The following is a 23,950-nucleotide window of genomic DNA, read 5'->3' on the forward strand; positions in this document are numbered from 1 at the left end:
CCGGCGCACATCTTTTTCAAAATTCGGAATTTGCATGATTACTGCAGTCTACCCCGGAACGTTCGACCCCCTTACCCGCGGTCACGAAGACCTGGTGCGTCGCGCTGCCGGCCTGTTTGACCACGTCGTCGTGGGCGTGGCCCACAGCCAGGCCAAGAAGCCGTTTTTTTCGGTGAAGGAAAGGGTCGAAATCGCACAAGAGGTGCTGGGCCACTATCCAAATGTCGAAGTCAAGAGCTTTGCGGGATTGCTCAAAGACTTCGTCCGCGAGCAGAATGGCCGCGTGATCGTCCGGGGCCTGCGCGCCGTGTCCGATTTCGAGTACGAGTTCCAGATGGCCGGCATGAATCGCCATCTGCTGCCCGAAGTCGAAACCCTGTTCATGACGCCGTCCGATCAGTATCAGTTCATTTCCGGCACCATCGTCCGCGAGATCGCCATTCTGGGCGGCGACGTCAGTAAATTCGTCTTCCCTTCGGTCGAGCGATGGCTGCACAGCAAAGCCAAGGCGCGCCGCGAAGAGCAAGAGCAGGAACAGGAATAAGGCCGGCAGGGGTAATCGCCTGCCGCCGGGCGAACTGCCTTACACTAGGGAAGGCCCGACCCTAGCACGGCGGCCTGTCTCTATGTCAGTTTGTATTTGCAGGAAATAATCATGGCGCTGCGCATTACCGACGAATGCATCAATTGCGATGTTTGCGAGCCGCAATGTCCCAATAACGCAATTTCGATGGGCGTGGAAATCTACGAAATCGAACCTTCGCGATGTACCGAATGCGTGGGGCATTTCGACGAGCCCCAATGCCAGGTCGTATGTCCCGTCGAATGCATTGTGTTCGACCTGGATTGCCCCGAAGATAACGATACCCTGCTGGCCAAATACCAGCAGCTTACCGCCACCACCTAGATATAAGGGTATAAGGGCGGCGTCCCGAAGCGGTCAAAGCTCGGGCCAAAGCACCCGTCCCGCGTCCGGGTGTATTTTCACCAATCGGCACGGCTGGCCCAGGAACTTGGCAAACCAGGCGGCGGCAAGCTCGCCTTCGTCCACGACATCGATGCTCTGGCTTCCTATGCTGGCCTGCCGCCGCACGCTATCGTCGTCCTCGATGACATCCAGGGGAATATCCAGCCGCAGCATGCCGGGCGCCTTCATGACCAGGTAGCCCAGGTTGACATCCACCTTGATGTCGGCCAATTTTTCGCAATGGCTGGGCGTCAGCCATGCACCGGCTTCGTCAATGACCAGCCAGCGCTTGTTGTAAGGCGCCGCATCGGGGTTGCCCAGCCCGCCGCAGCCGGCAATAGGGAAATAAAGCGGGGTCGTCATTGTCCGAGTAATCCTTTTAATGCGTCGCCGATGCTCTTGACCGGATCGACCGGTTTCTTGGGGGCCGCCTGGCCCGCGCCGGCCGGCGCTCCGCCCTCAGCGGGCTTGGCTGCCTGATTGGACAGCAGATCGATAAGGCCGCCTTTCACGGCTTCCTTGACAGCCTTGCTGCCGATCTCCTTCCATTGCACTTGATACCCCAGCTTGTCGAAGGGGCCTGACACGCGGATGGGAACCGCAACGCCTTGCAGCTCGGACAGGTCTTTTCCGTTCTGCCCCGTCTTGGTGTTCACCACCCTGACATTCATCACCATATCGAGTTGGTCATTGACCAGATCGACCGACGCGGGCGTTCCTTGCGAAATACGCAGCAAAGGCGCCGCAAGGCTAAGCTTCTTGACGGTTCCCTGACCATGATCGAAATCGATATCCGCATCCAGCGAGGTGAAATCCGTCTGCCGCGCCGCATCGAACTGCGAGGCGACATCGGGTAGCTGGCCGCTGAAGACATTGCGCACGGCCTCGTTGGCTTCACGCAGCGTCTGCGCCACATTGATACCCTTGATGGCGCCATTCCTGACGCGAGCCTGGACCGTTCCGCTCAGGCCGGCTTCCAGCGCCGCCGTGGTCTGGCCCTGGCTATTCAGGTTGAACTTCAGGGATCCCTGGCCCAGTATGCGCCCCTCCTTCGCGAAATCGCGCAGCAGCGGCTCCAGGGCCACATTGTCAAGCGCCATGTCCAGCGCCAGCGAATTGGAGGAATCGGCTTTTAGCGTGCCTGCAAGCTTGCCGCCATACAGGTCCGCCTTGATGCCATTGACGGCAAGCTTGCCTTCGGCGGCCCGCAACGACGCGGCGAATTTCGCGGCCTTGACTTCTTTTATCTTGAGATCGCCAATGGCGATCGTTCCGGTCAGGTCGACAGAATCCAGGAAAGAAAGATCCAGCGCCGTCGAAGCGGCCTGAGCGGCCGGTTTCGGAGCCGGAGCCGGCGCGGCTTCAGCGGGTTTATCGCCCTCTTTAGCCGCCTTGGCCGGGGCTTCCTTGGGCGATACGGGCGGGAACAGCGTATTGAAATCGAGCTTGTCGGCAGCCAGCCCAAATGTCACCTTGGGGCTCTTCAATTGGGTCGCCTTGACCTTGAAGTCCAGCTTGCTGCCGCTAAGCACCGCATTGATCTCGCTGACCAGCTCGTCTTTGATCAGGTCGGCCTGCAGGCTGCCTATAAAAGGAAACTCGAAACTTCCGCCCGGCAATGCGGCGTCCTCGATCCGGACGTCTCCCTTCATGGCCGACAAACCGCCTTTTTCCTCAAAAACATCCCAATTGGCGGGCGACGTCATCTTCAACTGCACAAGACGGTCGCCTTCCTTGAGACCGCCATCGATCTTGAGTTCCTTCAAGGTCAAATTTCTTGCGTTGCCGCCCAGGCCGCTCATGCCCAACGCAACACCCAGCACGTTCTGCTGATTGCTGAGCTTGATGGTGCCGGACACCGGCTCGCCTTTGGCGGCTTCGGGCGATACCGCCAGCCGGGGCGCGTCGAACGCGATATCGAAAGACTGATGAGGCTGGGTGCCCTTGGCGCGATAGGCCAGTTTCTCGACCTGGAATTCGGCCTGGCTGCGATCCACCTTCAACTGCGGCACCGTCAGGCTGCTGTCCAGGCCCTTGATGGGATTCGGACCATCGACATCGCCCTGCACCACCAGCTCCACGCCGCTTGCGCTGAACATTTCCGAATAAGCGCTGTATGCCAGGTTCCCGCGCAAGGTGACCGCCTTGGCCTGCAAAGGCCCCAGCTTGCCGGCCACCACCAGATTCAGCTTCTGGGCGGAATAGGTCTGCTGCTCGGGGTTGAACTTGATGAGCGCCTGCCCATCGACATTCGCATCGGCCAACGGAAACTCGCCGATAAGCTTGCCTTTCAGGGCGACATCGAATGCCTGGTCGAACGTCATGCGGCCGGTGTTGACATCAAGCTTCACGATGCGGCCGATCGACCCGGTAACTTGATCGTACAGGTGGATTTCGCCGTTCTTCAAGTCCAGGCCGGCGATATCTATCTGGAAATCGGCGCCCGAAGCGGCGCCCACGGTGTAAGCGACCGGCGCCGCAGCGGCCGGCGGTTCGGCCGCGTGCGCCGCCCCCATGGGCAAGGCCAGCATGGGGCTGGCGGGGCCGAGCGCCGCGGAACGCTGGATCAGGTCATGAAAATTGAAATCGCCGTCGCCATCGCGCGTTATCCACGCTTTGAAGCCAGTTACCGCCACGTGGTCGACGACCAGGCGATTGAACATCAGCGGCCAGATAGCGACCGCGAAACGCGCGCTATCTACAGACGCAAACGTCTCCGTGCTATTCCTGTTCGATAGCGAGACGTCCTGGACGGACAAGCCTATGCGCGGAAAAAGCGATAGCTGGATATCGCCATCGATGGCCAGGGTGCGCTGATATCGGTTATAGACAATTTCCTCGAGCTTGCTTTTATAAGCGTTCGGATCGAACGTCAGGAGAAAAATGGCGATGCCCACCAACGCAACAATAACCACGACCACGAGACTGATCAGTACCCGTTTCAACCAAACTTTCATTTACGGCCTCAAAAACCACGGGAGAGCCCCCGTGTTGCTCACAGCGTTACGTAGAATGCTAACCCATGTAGCATCTTGTGTTCAGGCAAAGCCAGGGCGGCCGGACGCATAAGCTAATAAAACGCAAAGGGTGGCATACGTGTCCACATTTTATTACTATGCCCGATGATGGAATCGGGCAAACGCCCGACGGCGGCGCACCACCTTGCCGCAATGTATCCCTCTTTACCCCTATTCCCTAAAACAACTTACACGGCGACACACATGAAATTCGAGACATTGGCCATTCATGCGGGCTACCAGCCCGACCCCACCACCAAATCCGTGGCGGTGCCCATTTACCAGACCACGTCGTACGCATTCGATAGTACCCAGCACGGCGCCGACCTGTTCGACTTGAAGGTGGCGGGCAATATCTACACCCGCATCATGAACCCGACCAACGCGGTGCTCGAGGAACGCGTCGCCGCCCTGGAAGGCGGGATTGCCTCCCTGGCCGTCGCTTCGGGAATGGCGGCGATCACCTACGCCATCCAGACCATTGCGCAGGCCGGCGACAATATCGTGTCAGTCGCCAAGCTGTACGGCGGCACCTACAACCTTTTTGCGCATACCTTTCCACGTCAGGGCATCACGGTAAAGTTCGCGCCCCACGACGACGTGGCCGCGCTGGAGGCCCTGATCGACGAAAACACCAAGGCGGTGTTCTGCGAAACCATAGGCAATCCGGCGGGCAACGTCGTGGACATCCAGGCCATCGCGGATGCGGCCCACCGTCACGGCGTCCCCCTTATTGTAGACAATACCGTGGCGTCGCCAGCGCTATGCCGTCCCTTCGAGCACGGCGCCGACATTATCGTGCATGCGCTGACCAAATACATGGGTGGACATGGCACGACCATCGCCGGCGCCGTGGTCGATTCCGGCAAGTTTCCATGGACGGAGCATAAAAAGCGTTTCCCCATGCTCAACGAGCCCGATCCTTCCTATCACGGCGTGGTCTATACCGAGGCATTCGGGCCCGCCGCATTCATCGGCCGCTGCCGCGTGGTGCCGCTGCGCAATACCGGGGCGGCTCTATCGCCCTTCAACGCCTTCCTGGTCCTGCAAGGCATCGAAACGCTGCCGCTGCGCATGGAGCGCCACACCGAAAACGCCTTGACGGTGGCCCAGTACCTGAAAGGGCATGAACAAGTATCGTGGGTGCAGTACGCTGGCTTGCCCGACCACCCTGAACACGCGCTGGCCCAAAAATACCTGGGCGGCAAGCCGGCCAGCATCCTGTCCTTCGGCATAAAGGGCGGCAGCGCGGCCGGCGCACGCTTCATCGACGCGCTACAGCTTATCCTTAGGCTGGTGAACATCGGCGACGCCAAGTCGCTTGCCTGCCACCCCGCGTCCACGACGCATCGCCAGCTAAGCCCCGAAGAGCTCGCCTCGGCCGGCGTCGGCGAAGACATGGTAAGGCTGTCGATAGGCCTGGAACATATCGACGACATCCTGGCCGACCTCGCCCAGGCCCTTGAAGCCAGCAAGGCATAAAGGAAAAGGGACGGCGTTCGACAGAGCGCCGTCGCGGGGTCCCGGCCCGGCCCGGTCAGGCCGGGAATCGGCCCTAACGCCTGCCCAGCATGCTCGACAAGGAGCTCAACAGGGAACCGTCCAGGCCGGCATCGACGCTGGCCTGACCGTTGGGCGTGGCCTGATCCACCAGGCTGGGCAGCATGACGCTAAGATTGCTGAGCACCGATGCCGCATCCAGACCTGAACCTTGCGCCAGCTTGCCGACGAGGTCGTCGCCAAGCACCGGACCCAATTGCCCAGGCGTAACGGGCAGGTTCTGCCGACTGCTTATCCACGAAGCAATCACATCGCCCAAGCCGCCCTGCTGAAATTGCTCGATCAGCCCGGGCAGGCCGCCCGGGTACGCCTTTACCTGCTCAATAAGAGCAGGCAGCAAGGCCGCCTGTTCGGCAGCCTGGGGATTCTGCGCACCTACGGCAGAAACTATCGAATCCAAAAGTCCCATGTATCACCTCGTAAAACCGGACAGCGCCTCAAGTCTAATGGATTTTGGGCGGACGGACTGCAAATAACTGTCATGACTTCGGGTATAGTTGTTCCCAGCAAAAATAAACCGGTGGTGGAGAAGCTTTATGATCATAGGAATTCCCCGTGAAAGCGCGGAGGGCGAAACGCGGGTGGCCGCGACGCCTGAAACGGTCAAGAAATATGTGGCGGCCAAACACACCGTCATTGTCGAAAGGGGTGCCGGAGAGCGCGCCCATTTCCCCGACGACGCCTACGCGCAAGCGGGTGCCCAATTGGCCGATGGCCCGCAGGCCTTGAGCGCCGACATTGTCCTGAAGGTACGGTCGCCCAACGCGCAGGAACGCCAGCACATGAAGGCGCAGGCCGTGCTCATCGGCATGCTCGATCCCTTCAACGCCGCCGGCCTGGCCGAGCTTGCCCAGGCCGGGCTGACCGCCTTCGCCCTGGAAGCCGCTCCGCGCATCACCCGCGCGCAAAGCCTGGACGTCCTTTCGTCCCAGGCCAACCTCGCCGGCTACAAAGCGGTACTGCTGGCCGCCAACCAATACGGCCGCCTTTTCCCCATGATGATGACGGCCGCCGGCACGTTGAAGGCCGCGCGCGCCGTAGTCCTGGGCGCCGGCGTCGCCGGCTTGCAGGCCATCGCCACCGCCAAGCGCCTGGGCGCCGTGGTCGAGGCCTCCGATGTCCGCCCCGCCGCCAAGGAACAAATCGAATCGCTGGGCGCCAAGTTCATCGACGTTCCCTTCGAAACCGATGAAGAGCGCGAGATCGCCCAAGGCGTGGGCGGCTATGCGCGGCCCATGCCGCCAGCATGGATGGCGCGTCAGGCAGCCCTGGTGGCCGAACGTTGCAAGCAGGCCGACATCGTCATCAGCACGGCGCTCATTCCCGGGCGGCCCGCGCCCGAGCTGATCAGCGCGGAAACCGTCCAGGGCATGAAGCCGGGCTCCGTCATTGTCGACCTGGCGGTCGAGCGTGGCGGCAATTGCCCTCTGTCCGAAAAAGACAAGATCGTGGAAAAACACGGGGTCGCGCTTATCGGCTACAGCAATCTGGCGGCGCAAGTGCCGCACGATGCCTCGGCGCTTTACGCCCGCAATATTCTGGACTTCATGAAACTGGTCACCGACCCCGAGGGTCAACTGGCCATCCAGCATGACGACGAAATCATTACCGCCTGCCTGATGTGCAAGGACGGCAAGGTCTTAAGGAGCGCCTGATGGACGCAGTCAGCCCTACCCTGATCAACTTCATTATTTTCGTGCTGGCGGTCTACGTCGGCTTCCATGTGGTGTGGAACGTGACCCCCGCCCTGCATACGCCTCTTATGGCGGTCACCAACGCCATCTCGGCCATTGTCATCGTGGGCGCCATGCTGGCCGCCGCGCTGACCGAGAGCAGCCTGGCGCGCTATATGGGCGTATTCGCCGTGGCGCTGGCCGCCGTCAATGTCTTCGGCGGTTTTTTGGTTACCCGGCGCATGCTGGAAATGTTCAAGAAAAAAGATAAGAAACCCCGCGCCGGAGGCCAGGCATGATATCCACCGATCTGGTTACGCTGTTTTATCTTGTCGCCTCGGTATGTTTCATCCAGGCGCTAAAAGGCTTGTCGCACCCCACCACCTCGCGGCGCGGCAATGCATTCGGCATGATCGGCATGGCCATTGCCGTGCTGACCACCGCCGCGCTCATCGTCAGCCTGGCCGCCGACGGCACGGCCGGCATCGGCCTGGGCTGGGTGTTGCTGGGCTTGCTGGTTGGCGGAAGCGTAGGCACGGTAATGGCCAAGCGCGTCGAAATGACGAAAATGCCCGAACTGGTCGCCTTCATGCACAGCATGATAGGCCTGGCCGCGGTCGCCATTGCCATTGCCATCGTGGCCGAGCCCCACGCCTTCGGCATCACCGCGGCCGGCGGCCCCATCCCGGTGGGCAATCGCCTGGAGCTTTTCATCGGCACCTTCGTTGGCGCCATCACCTTTTCGGGTTCGGTCATCGCCTTTGGCAAGCTGTCGGGCAAATATAAATTCCGGCTGTTCCAGGGCGCCCCCGTGGTGTTTTCCGGCCAGCACATGGTCAACCTGGTACTGGCGCTGGCCATGCTGGCCTGCGGCCTGTGGTTCATGGCGACCCAGGAATGGCTGCCCTTCATCATCATGACCGTCCTGGCCTTCGTGCTGGGCGTGCTCATCATCATTCCCATCGGCGGCGCCGATATGCCGGTGGTGGTGTCCATGCTCAACAGCTACTCCGGCTGGGCGGCGGCGGGCATCGGCTTTTCACTGAACAACCCCATGCTCATCATTGCCGGTTCGCTGGTGGGCTCGTCGGGCGCCATCCTGTCCTACATCATGTGCAAGGCCATGAACCGGTCCTTCTTCAACGTGATCCTGGGCGGCTTCGGCGCCGAGCCGGGCGCCGCCGCAACCGGGGACCAGGTGCAGCGCAACGTCAAGTCGGGCAGTCCCGACGACGCCGCCTTCCTCATGAGCAATGCCGAATCGGTCACGATCGTGCCGGGCTACGGTCTGGCCGTGGCCCGCGCCCAGCATGCTCTTAAGGAACTGGCCGAAAAACTGACCGAAAAGGGCGTCACGGTCAAATACGCCATCCATCCCGTGGCGGGCCGCATGCCCGGCCATATGAACGTCCTGCTGGCTGAAGCCGAAGTCCCCTACGACCAGGTTTTCGAAATGGACGACATCAACAGCGAGTTCGCGCAAACCGACGTGGTGCTGGTACTGGGCGCCAACGACGTGGTGAACCCGGCCGCCAAGAACGATCCGCAATCGCCGATAGCCGGCATGCCCATTCTCGAGGCCTACAAGGCGCGCACCGTCATCGTCAACAAACGCTCGATGGCGGCGGGCTATGCCGGCCTGGACAATGAATTGTTCTATATGGATAAAACCATGATGGTCTTCGGCGATGCCAAGAAAGTCATCGAAGACATGGTCAAAGCGGTCGAGTAAAGCCTGGACCATGAGCACCGCCAAGCCGCTTTCCGTCTTCGATGCCGCGCAAACGGCCAGGCTGCTCGACTTTGCCGATATGGTCGACGCCCTGGCCAAAGCGGCGGCCGACTATGCGGCGGGCGGCATACATGCGCCGGAACGGCAGGTCGTTCCTTTCCCGCAAGGCGGCGTGATGCTGTCCATGCCGGCCACGGCGCAGGACATCGGCATACACAAGCTGGTCAACGTGGTTCCCGGCAACAAGGCGCTGGGCCTGCCCACCATCAACGGCGTGGTATCGGTCTACAACAGCCGTACTGGGCAGGCACTTGCCGTGCTGGACGGTCCCACCGTGACGGCGCGGCGCACCGCCGCGGTATCCATGCTGGGCATCCGTACCTTCCTGGCCCGTGCGCCCCGGTGTGTCGCGCTGATGGGCAGCGGAACGCAATCGGCCGGCCACGCCCAAGCCCTGGCGGCCCTTTATCCCGGCTTGCGCACCGTGATCATCGGCAGCAGCCTGGCCAATGCACAGGCCTTCGTGAAGGCGCATCGAAGCCTGGACCTGATGCTTGCAGCGGCGGACTCGGTACCAGCCGATGCCGACGTCGTCATCACCCTGACCACAAGCGCCGTGCCCGTCTATGCGCAGCCAGCCCAGGCGGGACGGCTGCTCATCGGAGTCGGCGCGTTCAAGCCCGAACTGGCCGAGATCGCGCCGGATACCCTGCACCACAGCCAGGTGTATGTCGATGATCCGGCCGGCGCCCGCCACGAAGCCGGCGATCTTATTCAGGCGAACCTCGACTGGAGCCGGGTCGGGTCCCTGGCCACGGCATTAAGCCAAGGCGCCCCGCTGGAAAAACCCATTGTTTTCAAGACTGTCGGATGCGCCGCATGGGATCTGGCGGCGGCCAGATGCGCCCTGCAAAAAAAAGAATACTTACAACTCGTCAACTAGGGTAATTGTCATAGAAAAAGCACAACAAACGGGGTAGACTTGGGAACAAGAGTCATTTCGTGCACTTGTTCATCGTTTAATCCCGAGCACACCCGCCCATGCCTATCGCAACCTACGCAATCCCCCACACAGAAGACGATACCCAAGCCGCCGCTTCGCGGCTCGAAATCGCCAAGCTTTTGCGTTCCGTTGAAGAAAAAAAATCGTTGATGAAAATCTATATTCAGCAACGCGCCGTGGCCGTCTCCGCAACCATTCTCGACGTCGATCCTGAAAACCACGCGATCATCCTGGACGATTCCCCCGAAGGCGAGCTAAAAAACTTCCACGAGAACGAAGACGTCTCTTACGAGATCACGCTCGATACCGCGCGCATCCTGTTTTCGTCTCAACAGGTCGCGCCCTGCGAGCACGACAACCGCCCCGCCCTGCGCCTTAGCCTGCCCAAATCGCTTACACGCATACAGCGCCGCGAATCCTACCGCCTGGATGTTCCCGTCACGGATCCGGCCACTTGCCGAATCACCCTGCCGGGAGGCGCCGGCACCATCTCGCTGCAAGTCAAAGACATCAGCACCGGGGGCGTCTCGGTGGTCGACAATCAACGGCAATTGGGCTCCTCCGCCGGCACCCTGTATTCTTCGTGCCAGCTCGATCTTCCCGGCACCGGTACGCTGTCCGTCAAGCTGCAGGTCATGCGCTTCATGAGCGAAGCCCTGCCCTTCGAGCAGGAAAGCCGCCACGTGGGCTGCAAGTTTGTCGACCTGCACAACTCCACCGAAATCCAGGTGCAAAACTATATCAGTTCGCTGGAACGGGCCATCAACGCCAAACGCCGGGGCTTCGATTGATGCGGCCCGCCAGTTCAGGCCATTGGCAATATCCGTAAATGAAAGCCGATTTCTGGCTGGAGCGCTGGCGCGAGGGCCAGACGCACTTCCACCAAAGCCGCATCACTCCCTTGCTGCAAAAATATTGGCCCGCGCTGGATCTGGACGCCGGCAGCCGTGTGCTTGTGCCCTTGTGCGGCAAAACGCTGGATATGATCTGGCTGGCCGAACAGGGCCATCAGGTACTCGGGGTGGAATTGTCTCCTCTGGCGGTGGAGCAATTCTTTTCAGAAAACGGATTGAATCCAGGCACGCATGAATCCCACGCCGGGCGGCATTACACCGCCGGAAACATCGAAATCATATGCGGAGACATTTTCGCCATGGATGCGGCCAGCCTGGCCGCCTGCACGGCTGTCTACGACCGCGCCGCCCTGGTCGCCCTGCCCAGGCCCATGCGCGCAGGCTATGTCGACCATGTGTATGGACAGCTCTCCAGGCAATACCGCGGGCTGCTGTTGACCCTGGATTATCCGCAAGACCAAATGGACGGCCCGCCCTTTTCGCTTGACGATACCGAAGTCCAATCGCTGTACGCGGCTCATTCCCGCGCCCAAATCATCGATAGGCGCGGCATACTGGACAAAGAGCCCAAGTTCGCCGCGCGCGGGCTGACCCGCCTGGACACTGCCGTTTATCGATTGAGCGCCAAGCCTTAGCAAGCCCTGGCTTCGCGCTCAATCGGTCTATCAGCCGGCAACGATCGCCGACACGTCTATCTCGTACATCTGCCGCTCGTTCTCGTGGACGGAGTCGATGCATACGCGGGTTCCATCGCGGTTCCAGCGCGGATGCAGATCGCAGCGGTTTTCCTTCTTCAGGTCCGGATCGGCATAGAAACTGCCCAGATCGATCTTCCTGTTGTCGACCACATTGAAAAGAAAAAGAATGCGCTCATGGGTAGTCGAATCCGGATACGTATCGCTTAGCAGCCAGCGTTTGTCGGTGGGCGAAAAGCTCATATGCCCGTTTTCGGTCAGTATCCCCTCGCCTATCACCCGCACCGCGGCGTCATCGCGATCCTGGTACAGATGGTAGTGTATGGAGCCGGCATGCGGCCCCCACACAATGATGCGCTCATCGTCGCACCAGAGCGGATGCGATATCTGGTATTCCGACTTTTCGTAGTCGAAGGTACCGACGGAGGCCGGGTCAAAATCGTCAGCCAATTGCGGCAAAGGATGATCGGAGCATTCCAGCAGGCGGATATCGGAGCCGTCCGGACTGATCGTGATCAGCCGATGCAGGAAGCAGGTCTCGTCCTCGACACGCTCGGTCCAGCGATGCAGGAATAGTATGCGTGAAGATGCCGGATTGATCTCGATATGGCTGACCCAATGAATCGCCTTGTCCATCGATGCGCGGTGATGGAATTGCTTCAGCGCGTCGTAGCTTACCAGCATGCGATGCTCGCCGGTGTCCAGATCCATGACGCGGATGCCGTCGTCGGCGGGGCACAGGTCGACGTCGAACGGGCCGCCATACTCGCTGTAGCCTATCGTCTCGTGCGTAATGTAAAGACGGCGGTAGTCCACGCTTAGCGCGTATTCGCCATTGGGCGCCACGACATAGATCGGCAAGGGCAGCTGGCGGACATGGCCGGAATGAATGTCGCGTATCCGGCTGCCGAAGCCGGCATAGACTGCATCCTTGCTATCGCTGCGGACGTTATATATGACCTTCGAATCCGAGATGCCATCCACCCATTGCAACTGCGCACCCATTTGCCAGTTCCAGGCGCAGGTGGTATCCACGACATGGAATGCATCGCCCTGCGCCGTATCGAAATAACCGACCTCGGCTTCAAGCTCCGGATGCAGGCGGGCATCCATAACGGGCACCTGAAGGGCCAGCACCCGCCGGTTGTCGCGGTCCCAGGTGGATTTGTTGTAGTAACCGAAAAAATGATGCTTGTCCTTGCCGCCGAATCGACGGCAAGGGGGATAGAGTGCAACGGTCATACGTCTTAGGAACCTACGGTGATCTTGGCGGTATTGATGACTTTGTCCCAGCGAGCCTTCTCTTTATTGATATAGGCCCGGGCTTCGGACGGTGAATTACCCACGGGAGTCATGCCCAGGTTCTCCAGCCCCTTGCGGAAGTCGGGATTGGCATAGATCTTCTGTATGTCCTTATTGATTTTTTCGACCAATGCGTCGGGCACATCCTTGCTGGCTACCAGCGTGGTGAACGACATGACCTCCAGTCCCGGCAGACCCGCCTCTTTGGCTGTCGGCACATTCGGAAGCTGGGGAGCGCGCTTATCGCCGGTAATGGCAAGCGCCTTGAGCTTGCCCGTCTGCACATACGAGATCACCGTCGGGATGTTCTCGAACAACAGGTGGATCTGCTCGCCCATCAGGTCATTCAGGGCGGCCGAACTGCCCTTGTACGGAATATGCGTGATGGGCGCGCCCGATTCCATCTTGTAGAGCTCGCCTATCATGTGCACGGAAGAACCCACCCCGGCGGAACCGAAATAAATCGAGTCGGGCTTTTCTTTGGCAAGCGCGGTCAGCTCGGCCAGCGTATTGGCGGGCAGGCTGGGCGTGGCGACCACCACATGAGGCATCTGAGCCACGATGGTGATGGGCTTCAGGTCTTCGCCTGGCTTGTAGTTCAAGGCGGGATACACGCCATAGGTCGCGTGCAGGCCTATCGATCCCAGCAGCAGGGTATAGCCATCGGGACCGGAATCAGATACCAGGCGGCCGCCTATGTGTCCGCCCGCGCCGGGCCTGTTCTCGACCACAACGGACTTGCCGTAAAGCTTGCCCAGGTAGTCGGCGATAAGGCGCCCCTGGATGTCGGAGCTGCCACCGGCCGAAAAGGGAACGACGATACGGATCGGCTTTGTCGGATAGTCTTCCTGCGCATTGGAAACTGGCGCAAGCGCGCAAATGGAAGCCGCAAGAACTGCCTGGCTGGCCGCTTTGGCCCATGTCGAAAATAATTTCATCGGATTACCTTTCACGATTACTTAAGAAGAAGCTGCGTCATCAGGCCAACATGCCGCCGGATTCAACAAAAGTGTAAAGATCATACCCAATTCATGAAAATGCTATTTTGCCCACCATCTATGCAAAATTGGTATAGCATTGCCATGTCAACCTTATTGCAGCCTTGCCTGCACAGGCTTCCAGCTCCACCCAGACCACCATGAGCCGTCCTCTTAATTTTCGCCAGATCGAAGCATTCCGCGCCGTCATGCTCACGGGCACCACGACCAGCGCGGCGCGCATGCTGCATACCACGCAACCATCCGTCAGCCGGCTGATCGGCCAAATCCAGTCGGCCACCGGCATCGCGCTGTTCGACATGCAGCACGGCAGGCTGAGGCCAACGGCGGAAGCCACCGAGTTGTTCGACACCATACAGCGCCATTTCCTGGGACTGGAAAGCATAGAGGCGCGAGTCGATGCCATGCGCCGGTCAGGCAGCGGCATTCTGCGCATCGCCTGCACGCCGTCGCTGGGTCTGGGGGTGGTGCCCGCGGCCATTGCCGCGTTTTCGGCGGAACATCCCGACGTCCAGGTAAATATACAGACCCTGGGCAGCCACTATCTGCGCGATGGACTGCAGCACGGCCTGTTCGACCTGGTATTGAGCACGGCCGCTTTCGACGCCATGTCGTTCCATGAGGAAAGAATCCACCAAAGCGATGCCGTATGCGTCATCCGCCCTGGCCATGCGCTGGCGGACAGGAAGAAAATCCACGTGCGAGACTTGCAGGGCATCCTGCTGTTGTCCTTGAATGCAAACGACGAGCTGGCTGTTTCACTGGACGAGTTGATGTCCAGGCACCAGATCGCGCCGTCCGGTAAGATAGAAACCACTTATTCCTCGACCATATGCTCGATGACTATGCGCACCGATGGCGTCGGCATCGTCAACGAGTATGTCGCCGATGTGTTTGCCGAGAAGCTGACGATACTCCCGTTCTTTCCGCGCATCCCAGTCGACATGTACCTGGCCTATCCGCCGCAGCGGGCTCCATCCCGGCTGGCCAAGGTGTTTGCGGATGTGGTCCGGTCGCAACTTTAGCCAAGTCAGGGGGCCGACGCCGATGAAACAATCCGATTCCGCCAGGCCCAGAGGCCGCCGCTCTCGCTACACCGCCGTGCTGGGCCTGGCCCTTGCGGCTTGCGCGGCCGCGCTGGCCACCTATTCGTTATATACGGCTTCAGCTCCCCGCATTATCCATACCGAGCCCTCGCAGTTCTCACCAGTGCTTGTAATAGAAGAATATGGCGAGCGGTGCCTGAACTTCAGTGAAACAAAAGGCGGCGGACGGCAAACCTGCTTCGATCTGGACGAGCCGGACAAAATGGTGTTTGCCTACACACGCATGATGGCCAGCGCGCTTTTCCTGAACCCCAAGCCCGAAAATGTCCTGATTGTCGGCTTGGGAGGGGCAACCATACCGCTAGCCTTGGAAAAGATACTGCCTGATGCCGTTATAGACACCGTCGAAATCGACCCTAGCGTTGCCCGAGTGGCCGAACGCTACTTCGGATACAAGCAGGGTCCGCGACAGCGGCTGTTTTTGGAGGACGGCCGCGCGTTTGTGGAACGCGCGCGAGCCGAAGGCCGGCAGTACGACATGGTGATGCTGGATGCGTTCGATGTGGACTACATTCCACCCCACCTGCTCACCCGCGAGTTCCTTCAGCATGTATACGCGATCCTGTCGCCCAACGGGGTATTGGTGGCCAATACCTTCACCAACAGCCATATGTACGACCAGGAATCAGCCACTTACGCCGACGTCTTCGGCGACTTTTTCAATCTGCGCGCTGGAAACCGTGTGATCATCGCCGCCCGCGGCAAGCTGCCCGATGACGAGACGCTTGAACGCAATGCGACGGCCCTTGCCGACACATTGGCGCCGTTTGGAATAGACCTGCGGCAGGCGCTACAGCGGTTCTCGCGCAAACCCGACTGGAACGAGAATGCGGCCGTCCTGACGGACGCCGACTGAGCAGGCCTAAGCCGCCGCCCATAAGCCTCGCATACACTTGCTGTTTATTCATCACCGCTCCCGAGGGTGCATACGGATGGCAAAACAAGGAAATCGGCTCGGCGGCAGTACCCTGGTCTATTCGACGGAGTCGGGCCGTATGTGCCCCGCATGTCAAAACCCGATAGCGGCCTGTACATGCCGGGCCGCCAAGAATCTTTCGCCCTCTGATGGTATCGTGCGCGTCTCGCTTGAAACCAAAGGGCGACGCGGCAAGGGTGTGACTGTCATCAAGGGCATTCCGCTGGAAGCCGCGGCCTTGTCCGAACTGGCAAAACAGCTTAAAGCGGCTTGCGGTTCGGGCGGTACCGTCAAAGAAGGCATTATCGAAATTCAAGGCGATCATCGCGATGCCGTGATCCCGAAACTGGCGCTGCGCTGGGTCGTCAAACGCGCGGGAGGTTAGCCCGCATATTGAGTATCACTTGGTGCTTGAACGGTGCTACGCTTGAAACAAGCCGTTCATGCCGAATTGGCGAAAGCCGGACTAAAGGAAGAAGCATGGGAAAGAAGAAAGGCGCCGCCGACCCGGACGAAGTCGCACTGATTGAATGGTGTATCGAAGTCGAGGGATTGCTGGTGGCCGCCGGTTCGACACAACGTCAGGCGCAAGAGTACATCGAAGAAGAGGCCGAGTGGTTTACCGACCTGTTTTATAACGGCTTGACCCCTGAAGAGGCCGCCAAGGAAGCGCTTAATTAAATCGGAGAACCGGCCTTTCCTGGCCGGCTTCTGTGCGGCCTTTCCTTGACCAGATCGTCTTCCATCATCTGGCCGGCCCGGCGCACGATGCGATCCAGCATGGACCCCAGCGCCTGCAGCTCATTCGCATCCAGGTCCTGGAAGATGACATCATTCAGCGATGCCACCACCGGCATGATTTCCCGATACATATCCACGCCCTGCCGAGTGACGGATATATGCACCGTCCTGGCATCACCCGGGTCGCGGCTGCGCGCCAGCAATCCTTTACCGTAAAGCGAGCCCACCGCGCGCGAGGTGCGCGGCGCGTCCAGGGCAGCCGCCTGGGCCAGTTGGGTGGAGGTCAGGCTGTCGTACTGGACCGCGATCGCCAGCAAGCGCCACTCGCGTCGGGTGATATTGAAGCGGCCCTCGCATAAACGCGTGAAAATGGGATTGCCCGCCGACCATGCGCGGTACAGCCTGAACATCATCATGTCACCCAGCGTAGGCAGGCGGCCCGGCACATCGGCCGCGCGGGCCGATCCCTGTATGGAATCCGTCGTTTTGATGCCCATGGATCGGAACTTTCCCTGACTGTCGGATACTTGATTAGAACAATTAATACCCAGCTTGGTAAGCTGCCATCCAATATTAAGACATATCAAGTCCGAGGAGACCAACCATGATCAAGAACGCATTTCGAACCGTCCTGCTGCCTTGCATCCTGTTTGCGGCATGCACCGCCGGCGCCGCACAGGACAATGCCGCTAAATTAACCTCCCCCCTGACCATAGTCGTCGGCTATGCGCCGGGCGGGGCCACCGATCGCGCCGCGCGCATCGTGGCCACCAGCTTGCAGGCCAAGCTGGGCGTACCGGTTGTCGTCGAGAACAAGACGGGCGCGGGCGGCCGCATTGCCGCGCAGCATGTCAAGAATGCGGGACCAAATGAAAATATACTGCTGCTTGGCAACCCGGCGGTCATGGTGGTGGCGCCCTTGGTATTCGAAAGCCTGGCCTACGATGCCGTAAAGGACTTCCAGCCCGTCTCCATGGTGACGGAATATGGCTTTGGCGTCGCCGTCTCGGCGGACAGCCCGATCAAAGACATGAAAGGGCTGGTGGAATGGGCCAAGTCCAATCCGGACAAGTTCAACATCGGCGTTCCCGCAACAGGCAGCCTTCCGCACTTCTTTGGCCTGATGCTTTCCAAGCAGATCGGAGCCGAAGGCCAGATCATCGGCTATCGGGGCTCGGCGCCGGTCATCACCGACCTGATCGGCGGCGCTGTTCCGTTAGCCATCGACACGCTGGACGTTTTGACCCGCCAGCATCAGGGCAAGCGCATCCGCATACTGGCCACGTCGGGTCAAGAGCGCGAAGCGGCCTTGCCGGACGTACCCACATTCAAGCAAGCCGGTGTCGACCTTCAGGCCGCGGGCTGGAACACCTTTTTTGCCTCGTCCTCCATGCCCAAGGACAAGGCAGCCATGCTGGGCGAGGTCGTCAAGTCGGTAACGGCGGACCCGGCCGTACGTAAGACGCTGCAAGAGAACGACCTGATTCCGGTATCCGCCAATGCGCGGGAAACCGGCAAGCTGGTGGAGGCGTTCCGCGCGCAGTGGGCGCCCGTCGTCAAGGCATCGGGTTTCGTCGTCACCAAATAGATACACAGCAGGCAACACCGATGAGCCAACCCAGGAATGTTCTTTTCATCATGGCGGACCAGTTGCGCGCCGACCACTTGGCATGCTATGGGCACCCGCATATACGCACGCCGAATATCGACGCGCTTGCCAAGCGAGGCGTACGGTTCGATCGCGCTTTCGTGAACTCCGGCGTGTGCGGGCCATCGCGCATGAGCTACTACACCGGCCGCTACCCCTCCACGCATGGGGCGACCTGGAACCGCGTGCCTTTGTCCGTGGGCGAGGTAACGCTGGGCGAATACCTGCGTGAAAGCGGCCGCAAGCTGGTGCTGGCCGGCAAGACCCACGTCATGGTGGACCATGCCGGGCTGGAGCGCCTGGCGCTGGACGGCGGCAGCGAACTGGGCCGCCTGCTAAGCACAGGCGGCTTCGAGGAAATCGATCGCTACGACGGCCACCATGAACCCGGCAAAGAAAGCGGCTACCCGGCCTACCTGCGCCGCCACGGCTATGTGTCGGACGATCCCTGGACGGATTTCGTTATTTCCGCGAAGGGCCCCGACGGCAAGACTGTCAGCGGCTGGCACATGCGAAATGCGCGCTACCCATCCCTGGTTCAGGACGAGCACTCCGAGACCGCCTACATGACGGACCAGGCCCTACGCTTCATGCAGCAGCAAGGCGACCAGCCCTGGGTCATGCACTTGAGCTACGTAAAACCCCACTGGCCCTACATTGCGCCCGATCCCTACCACAACATGTACAGCCCGGACCAGTGCCTGCCCGTGGTGCGCAACGAAGCCGAACGGGGCAATGCGCATCCCGTACTGGCGGCCTATCGCCAGCACGAGGAAAGCATCAGCTTTTCCATGGACGAATGCATACGCACGGTGCGTCCCGCCTACCAGGGTCTGATCACGCAGCTGGACGATCATCTGGGCCGGCTGTTCGAGCACATGGAACGCACGGGCCTCATGGAAAATACGCTCATCATCTTCACGGCCGATCACGGGGACTTCCTGGGAGATCATTGGCTGGGCGAGAAAGAGCTGTTCTACGACACCGTGCAGCGCGTGCCGATGATCGTGGTCGATCCATCCGCGGCGGCGGACGGGACCCGAGGAAAGACAGAGTCAAGAATGGTGGAGTCGGTGGACGTGCTGCCCACCATCCTGGCCTGGCTGGGGCTGCCCCTGCCCATGCATCGCCTGGAGGGACGCAACCTGCTTCCCGTCTTGCATGGTCACCCGGTCGAATGGCGTGATTGCGTTTTTTCCGAGCTGGATTACAGCTATCGGCTCTCGAGGCTGCTGGTCGAAAAAACGCCGCAAAATGCCCGCGCCTGGTCCGTCCGTACAGACCGGTGGCGCTATGTGTACTGGATGGATGAGCCCGAGCAACTTTACGACCTGCACGCGGACCCCGACCAATTCCACGACCTGGGCCAGGATCCCGCCTATGCCCAGGTTCGGGCCGAATGCCGCGGACGCCTGCTGGCCTGGTTCGCCGGCTTGAAGCGGCGCACGACGGTCAGTTGCGAAGCCGTCGAGAAAGGAACCAACGCCTATAAGAAAGCAGGCGTGTTTTTTGGCCAGTGGTGATCGCATCCGAGCGCGAGGCGCAATTACGCCAACACGGCTTTCAGCGCATCAACCGCGGCTCCCGTCATCTTCGCGCTGATATCCAGATGAAAGACCGCGCGCATCAAGAACTGGCTCTCCACGCCGATGCGTATATCATGCTGGGCCAGACCCCGCGCTATTTCCGCCGCTGTCTTGCCGCTATCGGACACGTCAAAAAAAACCAGGTTTGTATCGACTCGACCGAACTGCAAGCGGACACCGGGCAGATCGCGAATCCGCTCGGCGAATGCACGCGCATTCAGATGGTCTTCGGCCAGGCGGCCTACGTTGTGCTCGAGCGCGTACAAGCCGGCAGCCGCCACAATGCCCGCCTGGCGCATGGCTCCGCCGAAACGATGCTTCCAGCGATTCGCCTGTTGGATAAACTCAGCGGACCCAGCCAGGACCGCGCCGATGGGGCAACCCAGACCCTTCGAAAGATCCAGCCAGACGCTGTCGAAAGGCTTTGCGTAGGATTCGGCTGAAACATTGGTGGCCACACATGCGTTCAACAAGCGCGCGCCATCCATATGCAAAGCCAGCTTCAAGTCCCTTGCGGCACCCACAACCTCATGCACCGTTTCCAATGGCCATACCGCGCCTCCACCGCGATTGCTTGTCTGCTCGATGCAAACGACTTTTGAGAAAGGGGTCTTGATCCCCTGGGGCCTTACCGCCGCAGCGAGCTCCTTGGCATCAAAAATTCCGTATTCGGTACCTATGCCGCGAATAACACTGTGAGCGAAAACCGATGCGCCGGCTCCTTCGGAGGATACGATATGGCTATTACGGGCGGCGATGATCTCATCGCCCGGCCGACAATGCACTGCCAAGGCTATCTGATTGCACATCGTGCCCGATGGCAGGAAAATGGCCGCCTCTTGGCCCAGGATTGCGGCAACCTTTTCTGTCAGCGCGTTGACGCTGGGATCTTCGCCGCGCTGCTCGTCGCCAACCTCGGCGCGAGCCATAGCGTCCCGCATGCCGAGTGATGGTCGAGTGGCGGTATCGCTGACCAAATCTATCGCGAATGGTGGACGCACAGACATGGCTATATCGCGGCAACGCCTTTGATCATGCGCAGGCCGTCTCGCACCGCGTCCAGCGCCGCGTCGATATCGGCCTCATTGTTGTATCCATGCAGTCCAAATCGAAGTTGGCCGCGCCTTATGGTGTGTGCGACCTTGCGCTCGACAAGATGCTCTGAAAGAGGCTGTATCAGAGGATCGGTTGAGAATCCATGGCCCCCGGCGTTCAGCGCGCCCAACGTAACAATGTGCGATTGCTTGGGACCGCGGCCAGGTACCGCCGGTGTCATGCCCAGGCCGCACAGCCCATCATGAAACTTGCCTATAAGTTGCAGGACATGGGCTTCGATATTAACGGTACCGAGCTCCAGCAGCATATCGAGCGAGGCATCAGCGGCATACGCCCCCGCCAAGTTGAAGCTGCCTACTTCGAAGCGGCGGCTGTCCGGCTGATACTCATAATCAAAGCCGCCCATGGTTGAATGGTCGTCCGTTTTCTGGATGATCGCCGGACGCGACAAATAGGCGGGCTTGAGCCGGTCTATCCACTTGGGCGACACATACAGGAAGCCGTAGCCGTACAGGCCAAGCAGGCCTTTCGATACGGAAGTGGCGAATCCATCCACCATCTCGGCGGAAAGATCGTGGTGCATGATGCCGGCTGTCTGTACGCCATCAACCAGCAGGAAAACGTCGCGCTTGCGGCATGCCTCCCCCAGCTTCCGCAAGTCGGTACGGTGCCCAGGCGCAAAGGTGGCGGAGGCCACCGTCATCAACCGTGTTCGCGCGTCCATGGCCGATATCAGGCCGTCGATATCGATTGAACCGTCCGGCATAGGATCAACGACGCGCACCTCCAGTCCACGCTGCCGCTGCCGCAACCAGGGATAGACATTGTTTGGATGCTCGCAGTCCGAAGTCAACACAACGTTGTCGCCCGATTCCCATGGAAAAGCCCACGCAATGCTGTTCGTCCCATCGGAAACATTGCGGATCGCCGCAATGGTGTCTGGAGCAACATTCATAAGCTTGGCGAATTTACGGCGGGACGACGCCACCTGGACTTCATGTTGCACACGATTCGCGGATGCCAGCTCAAGATGGTCGAGAAACGCCTCGACCGAGGAGCGCACCCGGCGATGCAGAATCATCTTGTCGCATATCGACAGGTAAGTCTGGGTGGCCAACGCAGGGAAGCCGCTGCGAAAGGTACTGAAGGTCAGTGGCGCGTCCGTGGAAGCCTCTGGGAAAACAGCATGCGAAGTCATTGGGGGTCCGTCCTAATTGAAACAGGGAACAAAGCGTCAGTGCAAAATCTGGCTAAGGAACAAGCGAGTCCGTTCGCTGGAGGGCGACTCGAAAAACTGGTCGGGTGGCGCTGCTTCGACGACCTCCCCGTCAGCCATGAATACGACGAGATCGGCTACCTTGCGCGCGAAATTCATTTCATGCGTTACGCATATCATCGTCATGCCCGCCTCGGCCAGTTCAGTCATGACATCGAGCACCTCGTGGATCATCTCAGGATCCAGGGCGGATGTCGGTTCATCGAACAGCATGACATCAGGCCTTAGCATCAATGCGCGGGCTATCGCCACACGCTGCTGCTGGCCGCCTGACAATTGGCCGGGAAATTTCCTTGCCTGCTCGGGTATGCGTACGCGACGGAGCAGCTCCATGGCCCGATCCTGGGCTTCCGCCTGGGGCACTCCTTGCGCCAGCATGGGGCCCAGAGTAAGGTTGTCCAGGATCGTAAGGTGGGGAAACAGATTGAAGCTTTGGAACACCATTCCGACTTTGCGGCGCACGGCCTCGATTTGGCGGATATCCGAGCTCACCTCTATGCCATCGACAATGATGCTTCCTTCCTGGTGCTCCTCGAGCCTGTTGATGCAGCGGATCGCGGTCGACTTTCCAGAGCCGGAAGGGCCGCAGATGACTACTTTCTCGCCACGGCCGACCACCAGGTTAACGTCGCGCAGCACATGGAAATCCCCGTACCATTTGTTCACTTCATGCAGTTGAACCGCTGCGCCCTCGATGGGGTCCATTGATTCTGTCATTTCAACGCCTTACCTTGAGTCTGGATTCCAATCCCTCGCTGTACTTGGACATGGCGAAGCACATCACGAAGTACAGCAGGAAAATAAACAGATAGGCCTCGATGCTGTAGCGCACCCAGACGGGATCTTGTATTGCGGTCGATGTCGCGCGCAGCACATCGAACAAGCCGATGATGCCGACGAAAGTCGTATTCTTGAAAGCCCGAATAATCTCATTCATCATGGATGGCAGCACAATGCGTCCCGTCTGCGGCAGGATGATGCGCAACATTTTCTGCCAGTAGGTCAAACCGACGGTATCCGCCGCCTCGTATTGGCCTCTTCCTATGGCTTGCAGTCCGCCGCGGATTACCTCGGCGGCATAAGCCGCAAAGAACAGCATCATCGCGATCTGGGCCCTCATGAACTTATCGATGCTGACGCCCTCTGGCAGGAACAGCGGAAACATCAAAGAAGCCATGAACAATATAGTCACCAGCGGCAAGCCCCTGACTATCTCGATGAAGCCCACGCAGAGCGCCTTGATCGCCGGCATCTGCGAGCGGCGCCCCAGGGCCAGGAGGACACCCGCCGGAAGGCCTCCAACGATGGTTCCGACGAACATGATCAAGGTCAGCGGCAGTCCGCCCCATTGATGAGTCGGGACCGGCGCCAAGCCGAACACGCCGCCAAGCATCAGCAGAAACACCACGCTCATGGCGGCAAGCCAGGAAATGACCAAAGCGCGGGCGGACAAGATACGAAGCGCCGAAATAATAGCCAGCCCGACAATAATCGCAATGACCGCTATGCCGCGCCACTGTTCTTCATAGGGAAAGGTACCGAACAGCATCACGCTGTATTTTTCGGGAATGACGGCCCAGCAGGCACCCGCGGCAGCCTTGCAGGCTTCGGCATTCGTCGTGAACCAGACGGCGTCGATGAACGCCCAGCGGATGAGCCGTGGCAAGGTGACGAACAACACCCAAAGCGCCAGCAAGGTCATGGCGCCATTGAACCAGCCCCTGAAAAAATTGCTTCTAAGCCAAGCCTGGGGGCCCTGTTCGCGCAAGGGAGGCGAACGGCGCGCTGTCGGCTTGATGATCGCCCGGGAAATGCACTGT

Annotated in this window: 25 protein-coding genes; 15 read left to right on the top strand and 10 right to left on the bottom strand. The window is 59.9% G+C overall.

The features are described 5' to 3' along the window. Positions 1-34: 34 nt before the first annotated feature. The gene (coaD, locus tag V0R37_RS08685) at positions 35-544 is read left to right on the top strand and encodes a pantetheine-phosphate adenylyltransferase (RefSeq protein ID WP_420374152.1); all 510 of its coding nucleotides are present in this window, start codon (positions 35-37) and stop codon (positions 542-544) included. A gap of 111 nt (positions 545-655) precedes the next feature. Beyond that, positions 656-907, top strand: coding sequence for a YfhL family 4Fe-4S dicluster ferredoxin (locus tag V0R37_RS08690; RefSeq protein ID WP_420374153.1), 252 nt, complete (start codon positions 656-658; stop codon positions 905-907). A gap of 33 nt (positions 908-940) precedes the next feature. On the opposite strand, the gene V0R37_RS08695 is transcribed toward V0R37_RS08690, so the two are convergent. After that, a complete protein-coding gene (locus V0R37_RS08695) occupies positions 941-1,330 on the bottom strand; it encodes an MOSC N-terminal beta barrel domain-containing protein (RefSeq protein WP_420374154.1) in 390 nt (129 codons plus the stop codon). Beyond that, positions 1,327-3,924: an AsmA family protein gene (locus tag V0R37_RS08700; protein ID WP_420374155.1), complete on the bottom strand. Its 2,598-nt coding sequence runs from the start codon at positions 3,922-3,924 to the stop codon at positions 1,327-1,329. The genes V0R37_RS08695 and V0R37_RS08700 overlap by 4 nt, the downstream gene beginning before the upstream one ends. Positions 3,925-4,188: 264 nt before the next feature. On the opposite strand from V0R37_RS08700, the gene V0R37_RS08705 reads away from it, so the two are divergent. Then, on the top strand, positions 4,189-5,466 hold the full coding sequence (locus V0R37_RS08705; protein ID WP_420374156.1) for a bifunctional O-acetylhomoserine aminocarboxypropyltransferase/cysteine synthase: 1,278 nt from the start codon (positions 4,189-4,191) through the stop codon (positions 5,464-5,466). Positions 5,467-5,539: 73 nt separating this feature from the next. Here V0R37_RS08705 and V0R37_RS08710 read toward each other — a convergent pair whose 3' ends face one another. Then, complete coding sequence (locus V0R37_RS08710; protein ID WP_420374157.1) at positions 5,540-5,953, bottom strand: YidB family protein; 414 nt, start codon at positions 5,951-5,953, stop codon at positions 5,540-5,542. A gap of 127 nt (positions 5,954-6,080) precedes the next feature. Here V0R37_RS08710 and V0R37_RS08715 point away from each other — a divergent pair, with 127 nt between their 5' ends. The 6 genes from V0R37_RS08715 (at position 6,081) to V0R37_RS08740 (ending at position 11,441) form a co-directional block, all read left to right on the top strand. After that, a complete protein-coding gene (locus V0R37_RS08715; protein ID WP_420374158.1) occupies positions 6,081-7,199 on the top strand; it encodes a Re/Si-specific NAD(P)(+) transhydrogenase subunit alpha in 1,119 nt (372 codons plus the stop codon). Next, positions 7,199-7,516, top strand: a complete 318-nt coding sequence (locus V0R37_RS08720; protein WP_420374159.1) for an NAD(P) transhydrogenase subunit alpha part 2 — start codon at positions 7,199-7,201, stop codon at positions 7,514-7,516. Before V0R37_RS08715 ends, V0R37_RS08720 begins: the two co-directional genes overlap by 1 nt. Continuing rightward, a complete protein-coding gene (locus tag V0R37_RS08725; RefSeq protein WP_420374160.1) occupies positions 7,513-8,949 on the top strand; it encodes an NAD(P)(+) transhydrogenase (Re/Si-specific) subunit beta in 1,437 nt (478 codons plus the stop codon). Before V0R37_RS08720 ends, V0R37_RS08725 begins: the two co-directional genes overlap by 4 nt. Before the next feature lie 10 nt (positions 8,950-8,959). Next, positions 8,960-9,892 carry a bifunctional Delta(1)-pyrroline-2-carboxylate/Delta(1)-piperideine-2-carboxylate reductase gene (gene lhpI / locus V0R37_RS08730; protein WP_420374161.1) on the top strand — a complete coding sequence of 311 codons (933 nt, stop codon included), beginning with the start codon at positions 8,960-8,962 and terminating at the stop codon, positions 9,890-9,892. Between the two features lie 98 nt (positions 9,893-9,990). Then, positions 9,991-10,743: a flagellar brake protein gene (locus tag V0R37_RS08735; RefSeq protein ID WP_420374162.1), complete on the top strand. Its 753-nt coding sequence runs from the start codon at positions 9,991-9,993 to the stop codon at positions 10,741-10,743. 38 nt (positions 10,744-10,781) lie between these two features. Next, a complete protein-coding gene (locus V0R37_RS08740; protein WP_420374163.1) occupies positions 10,782-11,441 on the top strand; it encodes a thiopurine S-methyltransferase in 660 nt (219 codons plus the stop codon). Between the two features lie 30 nt (positions 11,442-11,471). On the opposite strand, the gene V0R37_RS08745 is transcribed toward V0R37_RS08740, so the two are convergent. Together V0R37_RS08745 and V0R37_RS08750 are read right to left on the bottom strand one after the other, a co-directional pair. After that, positions 11,472-12,743 (bottom strand): hypothetical protein, encoded by a 1,272-nt coding sequence (locus V0R37_RS08745; protein WP_420374164.1) that lies wholly within the window; start codon positions 12,741-12,743, stop codon positions 11,472-11,474. A 5-nt stretch (positions 12,744-12,748) separates the two neighbouring features. Beyond that, the gene (locus V0R37_RS08750; RefSeq protein WP_420374165.1) at positions 12,749-13,741 is read right to left on the bottom strand and encodes a Bug family tripartite tricarboxylate transporter substrate binding protein; all 993 of its coding nucleotides are present in this window, start codon (positions 13,739-13,741) and stop codon (positions 12,749-12,751) included. Between the two features lie 200 nt (positions 13,742-13,941). Here V0R37_RS08750 and V0R37_RS08755 point away from each other — a divergent pair, with 200 nt between their 5' ends. The 4 genes from V0R37_RS08755 (at position 13,942) to V0R37_RS08770 (ending at position 16,504) form a co-directional block, all read left to right on the top strand. Continuing rightward, positions 13,942-14,826 (top strand): LysR family transcriptional regulator, encoded by an 885-nt coding sequence (locus tag V0R37_RS08755; protein WP_420374166.1) that lies wholly within the window; start codon positions 13,942-13,944, stop codon positions 14,824-14,826. 22 nt (positions 14,827-14,848) lie between these two features. Next, positions 14,849-15,763 (top strand): spermidine synthase, encoded by a 915-nt coding sequence (locus V0R37_RS08760; RefSeq protein ID WP_420374167.1) that lies wholly within the window; start codon positions 14,849-14,851, stop codon positions 15,761-15,763. Between the two features lie 76 nt (positions 15,764-15,839). Beyond that, positions 15,840-16,208 carry a translation initiation factor Sui1 gene (locus V0R37_RS08765; RefSeq protein ID WP_420374168.1) on the top strand — a complete coding sequence of 123 codons (369 nt, stop codon included), beginning with the start codon at positions 15,840-15,842 and terminating at the stop codon, positions 16,206-16,208. A 95-nt stretch (positions 16,209-16,303) separates the two neighbouring features. Beyond that, complete coding sequence (locus V0R37_RS08770) at positions 16,304-16,504, top strand: hypothetical protein (protein WP_420374169.1); 201 nt, start codon at positions 16,304-16,306, stop codon at positions 16,502-16,504. Here V0R37_RS08770 and V0R37_RS08775 read toward each other — a convergent pair. Further along, on the bottom strand, positions 16,501-17,061 hold the full coding sequence (locus V0R37_RS08775) for a MarR family winged helix-turn-helix transcriptional regulator (protein ID WP_420374170.1): 561 nt from the start codon (positions 17,059-17,061) through the stop codon (positions 16,501-16,503). The two genes, V0R37_RS08770 and V0R37_RS08775, sit on opposite strands and share 4 nt — an antisense overlap. A gap of 107 nt (positions 17,062-17,168) precedes the next feature. Here V0R37_RS08775 and V0R37_RS08780 point away from each other — a divergent pair, with 107 nt between their 5' ends. Then, complete coding sequence (locus tag V0R37_RS08780; RefSeq protein WP_420374171.1) at positions 17,169-18,152, top strand: tripartite tricarboxylate transporter substrate-binding protein; 984 nt, start codon at positions 17,169-17,171, stop codon at positions 18,150-18,152. Positions 18,153-18,172: 20 nt separating this feature from the next. Beyond that, on the top strand, positions 18,173-19,735 hold the full coding sequence (locus V0R37_RS08785) for an alkaline phosphatase family protein (protein ID WP_420374172.1): 1,563 nt from the start codon (positions 18,173-18,175) through the stop codon (positions 19,733-19,735). Positions 19,736-19,758: 23 nt separating this feature from the next. Here the strand turns inward: V0R37_RS08785 and V0R37_RS08790 are convergent, their stop codons facing one another. From V0R37_RS08790 to V0R37_RS08805, 4 genes are read right to left on the bottom strand one after another with little or no spacing between them, the layout of a single operon-like run. Next, positions 19,759-20,805: a threonine aldolase family protein gene (locus tag V0R37_RS08790; RefSeq protein ID WP_420374173.1), complete on the bottom strand. Its 1,047-nt coding sequence runs from the start codon at positions 20,803-20,805 to the stop codon at positions 19,759-19,761. A 2-nt stretch (positions 20,806-20,807) separates the two neighbouring features. Continuing rightward, positions 20,808-22,052 carry an aminotransferase class V-fold PLP-dependent enzyme gene (locus tag V0R37_RS08795; RefSeq protein WP_420374174.1) on the bottom strand — a complete coding sequence of 415 codons (1,245 nt, stop codon included), beginning with the start codon at positions 22,050-22,052 and terminating at the stop codon, positions 20,808-20,810. A 36-nt stretch (positions 22,053-22,088) separates the two neighbouring features. Beyond that, complete coding sequence (locus V0R37_RS08800) at positions 22,089-22,847, bottom strand: amino acid ABC transporter ATP-binding protein (RefSeq protein WP_420374175.1); 759 nt, start codon at positions 22,845-22,847, stop codon at positions 22,089-22,091. A 1-nt stretch (position 22,848) separates the two neighbouring features. Next, the gene (locus V0R37_RS08805) at positions 22,849-23,943 is read right to left on the bottom strand and encodes an amino acid ABC transporter permease (protein ID WP_420374407.1); all 1,095 of its coding nucleotides are present in this window, start codon (positions 23,941-23,943) and stop codon (positions 22,849-22,851) included. Positions 23,944-23,950: the final 7 nt, after the last annotated feature.

This window comes from Pollutimonas rozaliensis, assembly GCF_048751585.1.
Lineage (GTDB): Bacteria > Pseudomonadota > Gammaproteobacteria > Burkholderiales > Burkholderiaceae_B.

What these genes read in the sequence shown, in the direction of transcription:
- V0R37_RS08745 (WP_420374164.1), bottom strand. Translation starts at nt 12,743, where the DNA reads ATGACCGTTGCACTCTATCCCCCTTGCCGTCGATTCGGCGGCAAGGAC.
- V0R37_RS08735 (WP_420374162.1), top strand. Translation starts at nt 9,991, where the DNA reads ATGCCTATCGCAACCTACGCAATCCCCCACACAGAAGACGATACCCAA.
- V0R37_RS08695 (WP_420374154.1), bottom strand. Translation starts at nt 1,330, where the DNA reads ATGACGACCCCGCTTTATTTCCCTATTGCCGGCTGCGGCGGGCTGGGC.
- V0R37_RS08755 (WP_420374166.1), top strand. Translation starts at nt 13,942, where the DNA reads ATGAGCCGTCCTCTTAATTTTCGCCAGATCGAAGCATTCCGCGCCGTC.
- V0R37_RS08725 (WP_420374160.1), top strand. Translation starts at nt 7,513, where the DNA reads ATGATATCCACCGATCTGGTTACGCTGTTTTATCTTGTCGCCTCGGTA.
- V0R37_RS08790 (WP_420374173.1), bottom strand. Translation starts at nt 20,805, where the DNA reads ATGTCTGTGCGTCCACCATTCGCGATAGATTTGGTCAGCGATACCGCC.
- V0R37_RS08700 (WP_420374155.1), bottom strand. Translation starts at nt 3,924, where the DNA reads ATGAAAGTTTGGTTGAAACGGGTACTGATCAGTCTCGTGGTCGTGGTT.
- V0R37_RS08785 (WP_420374172.1), top strand. Translation starts at nt 18,173, where the DNA reads ATGAGCCAACCCAGGAATGTTCTTTTCATCATGGCGGACCAGTTGCGC.
- V0R37_RS08710 (WP_420374157.1), bottom strand. Translation starts at nt 5,953, where the DNA reads ATGGGACTTTTGGATTCGATAGTTTCTGCCGTAGGTGCGCAGAATCCC.
- V0R37_RS08690 (WP_420374153.1), top strand. Translation starts at nt 656, where the DNA reads ATGGCGCTGCGCATTACCGACGAATGCATCAATTGCGATGTTTGCGAG.
- V0R37_RS08720 (WP_420374159.1), top strand. Translation starts at nt 7,199, where the DNA reads ATGGACGCAGTCAGCCCTACCCTGATCAACTTCATTATTTTCGTGCTG.
- V0R37_RS08715 (WP_420374158.1), top strand. Translation starts at nt 6,081, where the DNA reads ATGATCATAGGAATTCCCCGTGAAAGCGCGGAGGGCGAAACGCGGGTG.
- V0R37_RS08750 (WP_420374165.1), bottom strand. Translation starts at nt 13,741, where the DNA reads ATGAAATTATTTTCGACATGGGCCAAAGCGGCCAGCCAGGCAGTTCTT.
- V0R37_RS08770 (WP_420374169.1), top strand. Translation starts at nt 16,304, where the DNA reads ATGGGAAAGAAGAAAGGCGCCGCCGACCCGGACGAAGTCGCACTGATT.
- V0R37_RS08705 (WP_420374156.1), top strand. Translation starts at nt 4,189, where the DNA reads ATGAAATTCGAGACATTGGCCATTCATGCGGGCTACCAGCCCGACCCC.
- V0R37_RS08775 (WP_420374170.1), bottom strand. Translation starts at nt 17,061, where the DNA reads ATGGGCATCAAAACGACGGATTCCATACAGGGATCGGCCCGCGCGGCC.
- V0R37_RS08760 (WP_420374167.1), top strand. Translation starts at nt 14,849, where the DNA reads ATGAAACAATCCGATTCCGCCAGGCCCAGAGGCCGCCGCTCTCGCTAC.
- V0R37_RS08780 (WP_420374171.1), top strand. Translation starts at nt 17,169, where the DNA reads ATGATCAAGAACGCATTTCGAACCGTCCTGCTGCCTTGCATCCTGTTT.
- V0R37_RS08765 (WP_420374168.1), top strand. Translation starts at nt 15,840, where the DNA reads ATGGCAAAACAAGGAAATCGGCTCGGCGGCAGTACCCTGGTCTATTCG.
- coaD (WP_420374152.1), top strand. Translation starts at nt 35, where the DNA reads ATGATTACTGCAGTCTACCCCGGAACGTTCGACCCCCTTACCCGCGGT.
- V0R37_RS08800 (WP_420374175.1), bottom strand. Translation starts at nt 22,847, where the DNA reads ATGACAGAATCAATGGACCCCATCGAGGGCGCAGCGGTTCAACTGCAT.
- lhpI (WP_420374161.1), top strand. Translation starts at nt 8,960, where the DNA reads ATGAGCACCGCCAAGCCGCTTTCCGTCTTCGATGCCGCGCAAACGGCC.
- V0R37_RS08740 (WP_420374163.1), top strand. Translation starts at nt 10,782, where the DNA reads ATGAAAGCCGATTTCTGGCTGGAGCGCTGGCGCGAGGGCCAGACGCAC.
- V0R37_RS08795 (WP_420374174.1), bottom strand. Translation starts at nt 22,052, where the DNA reads ATGACTTCGCATGCTGTTTTCCCAGAGGCTTCCACGGACGCGCCACTG.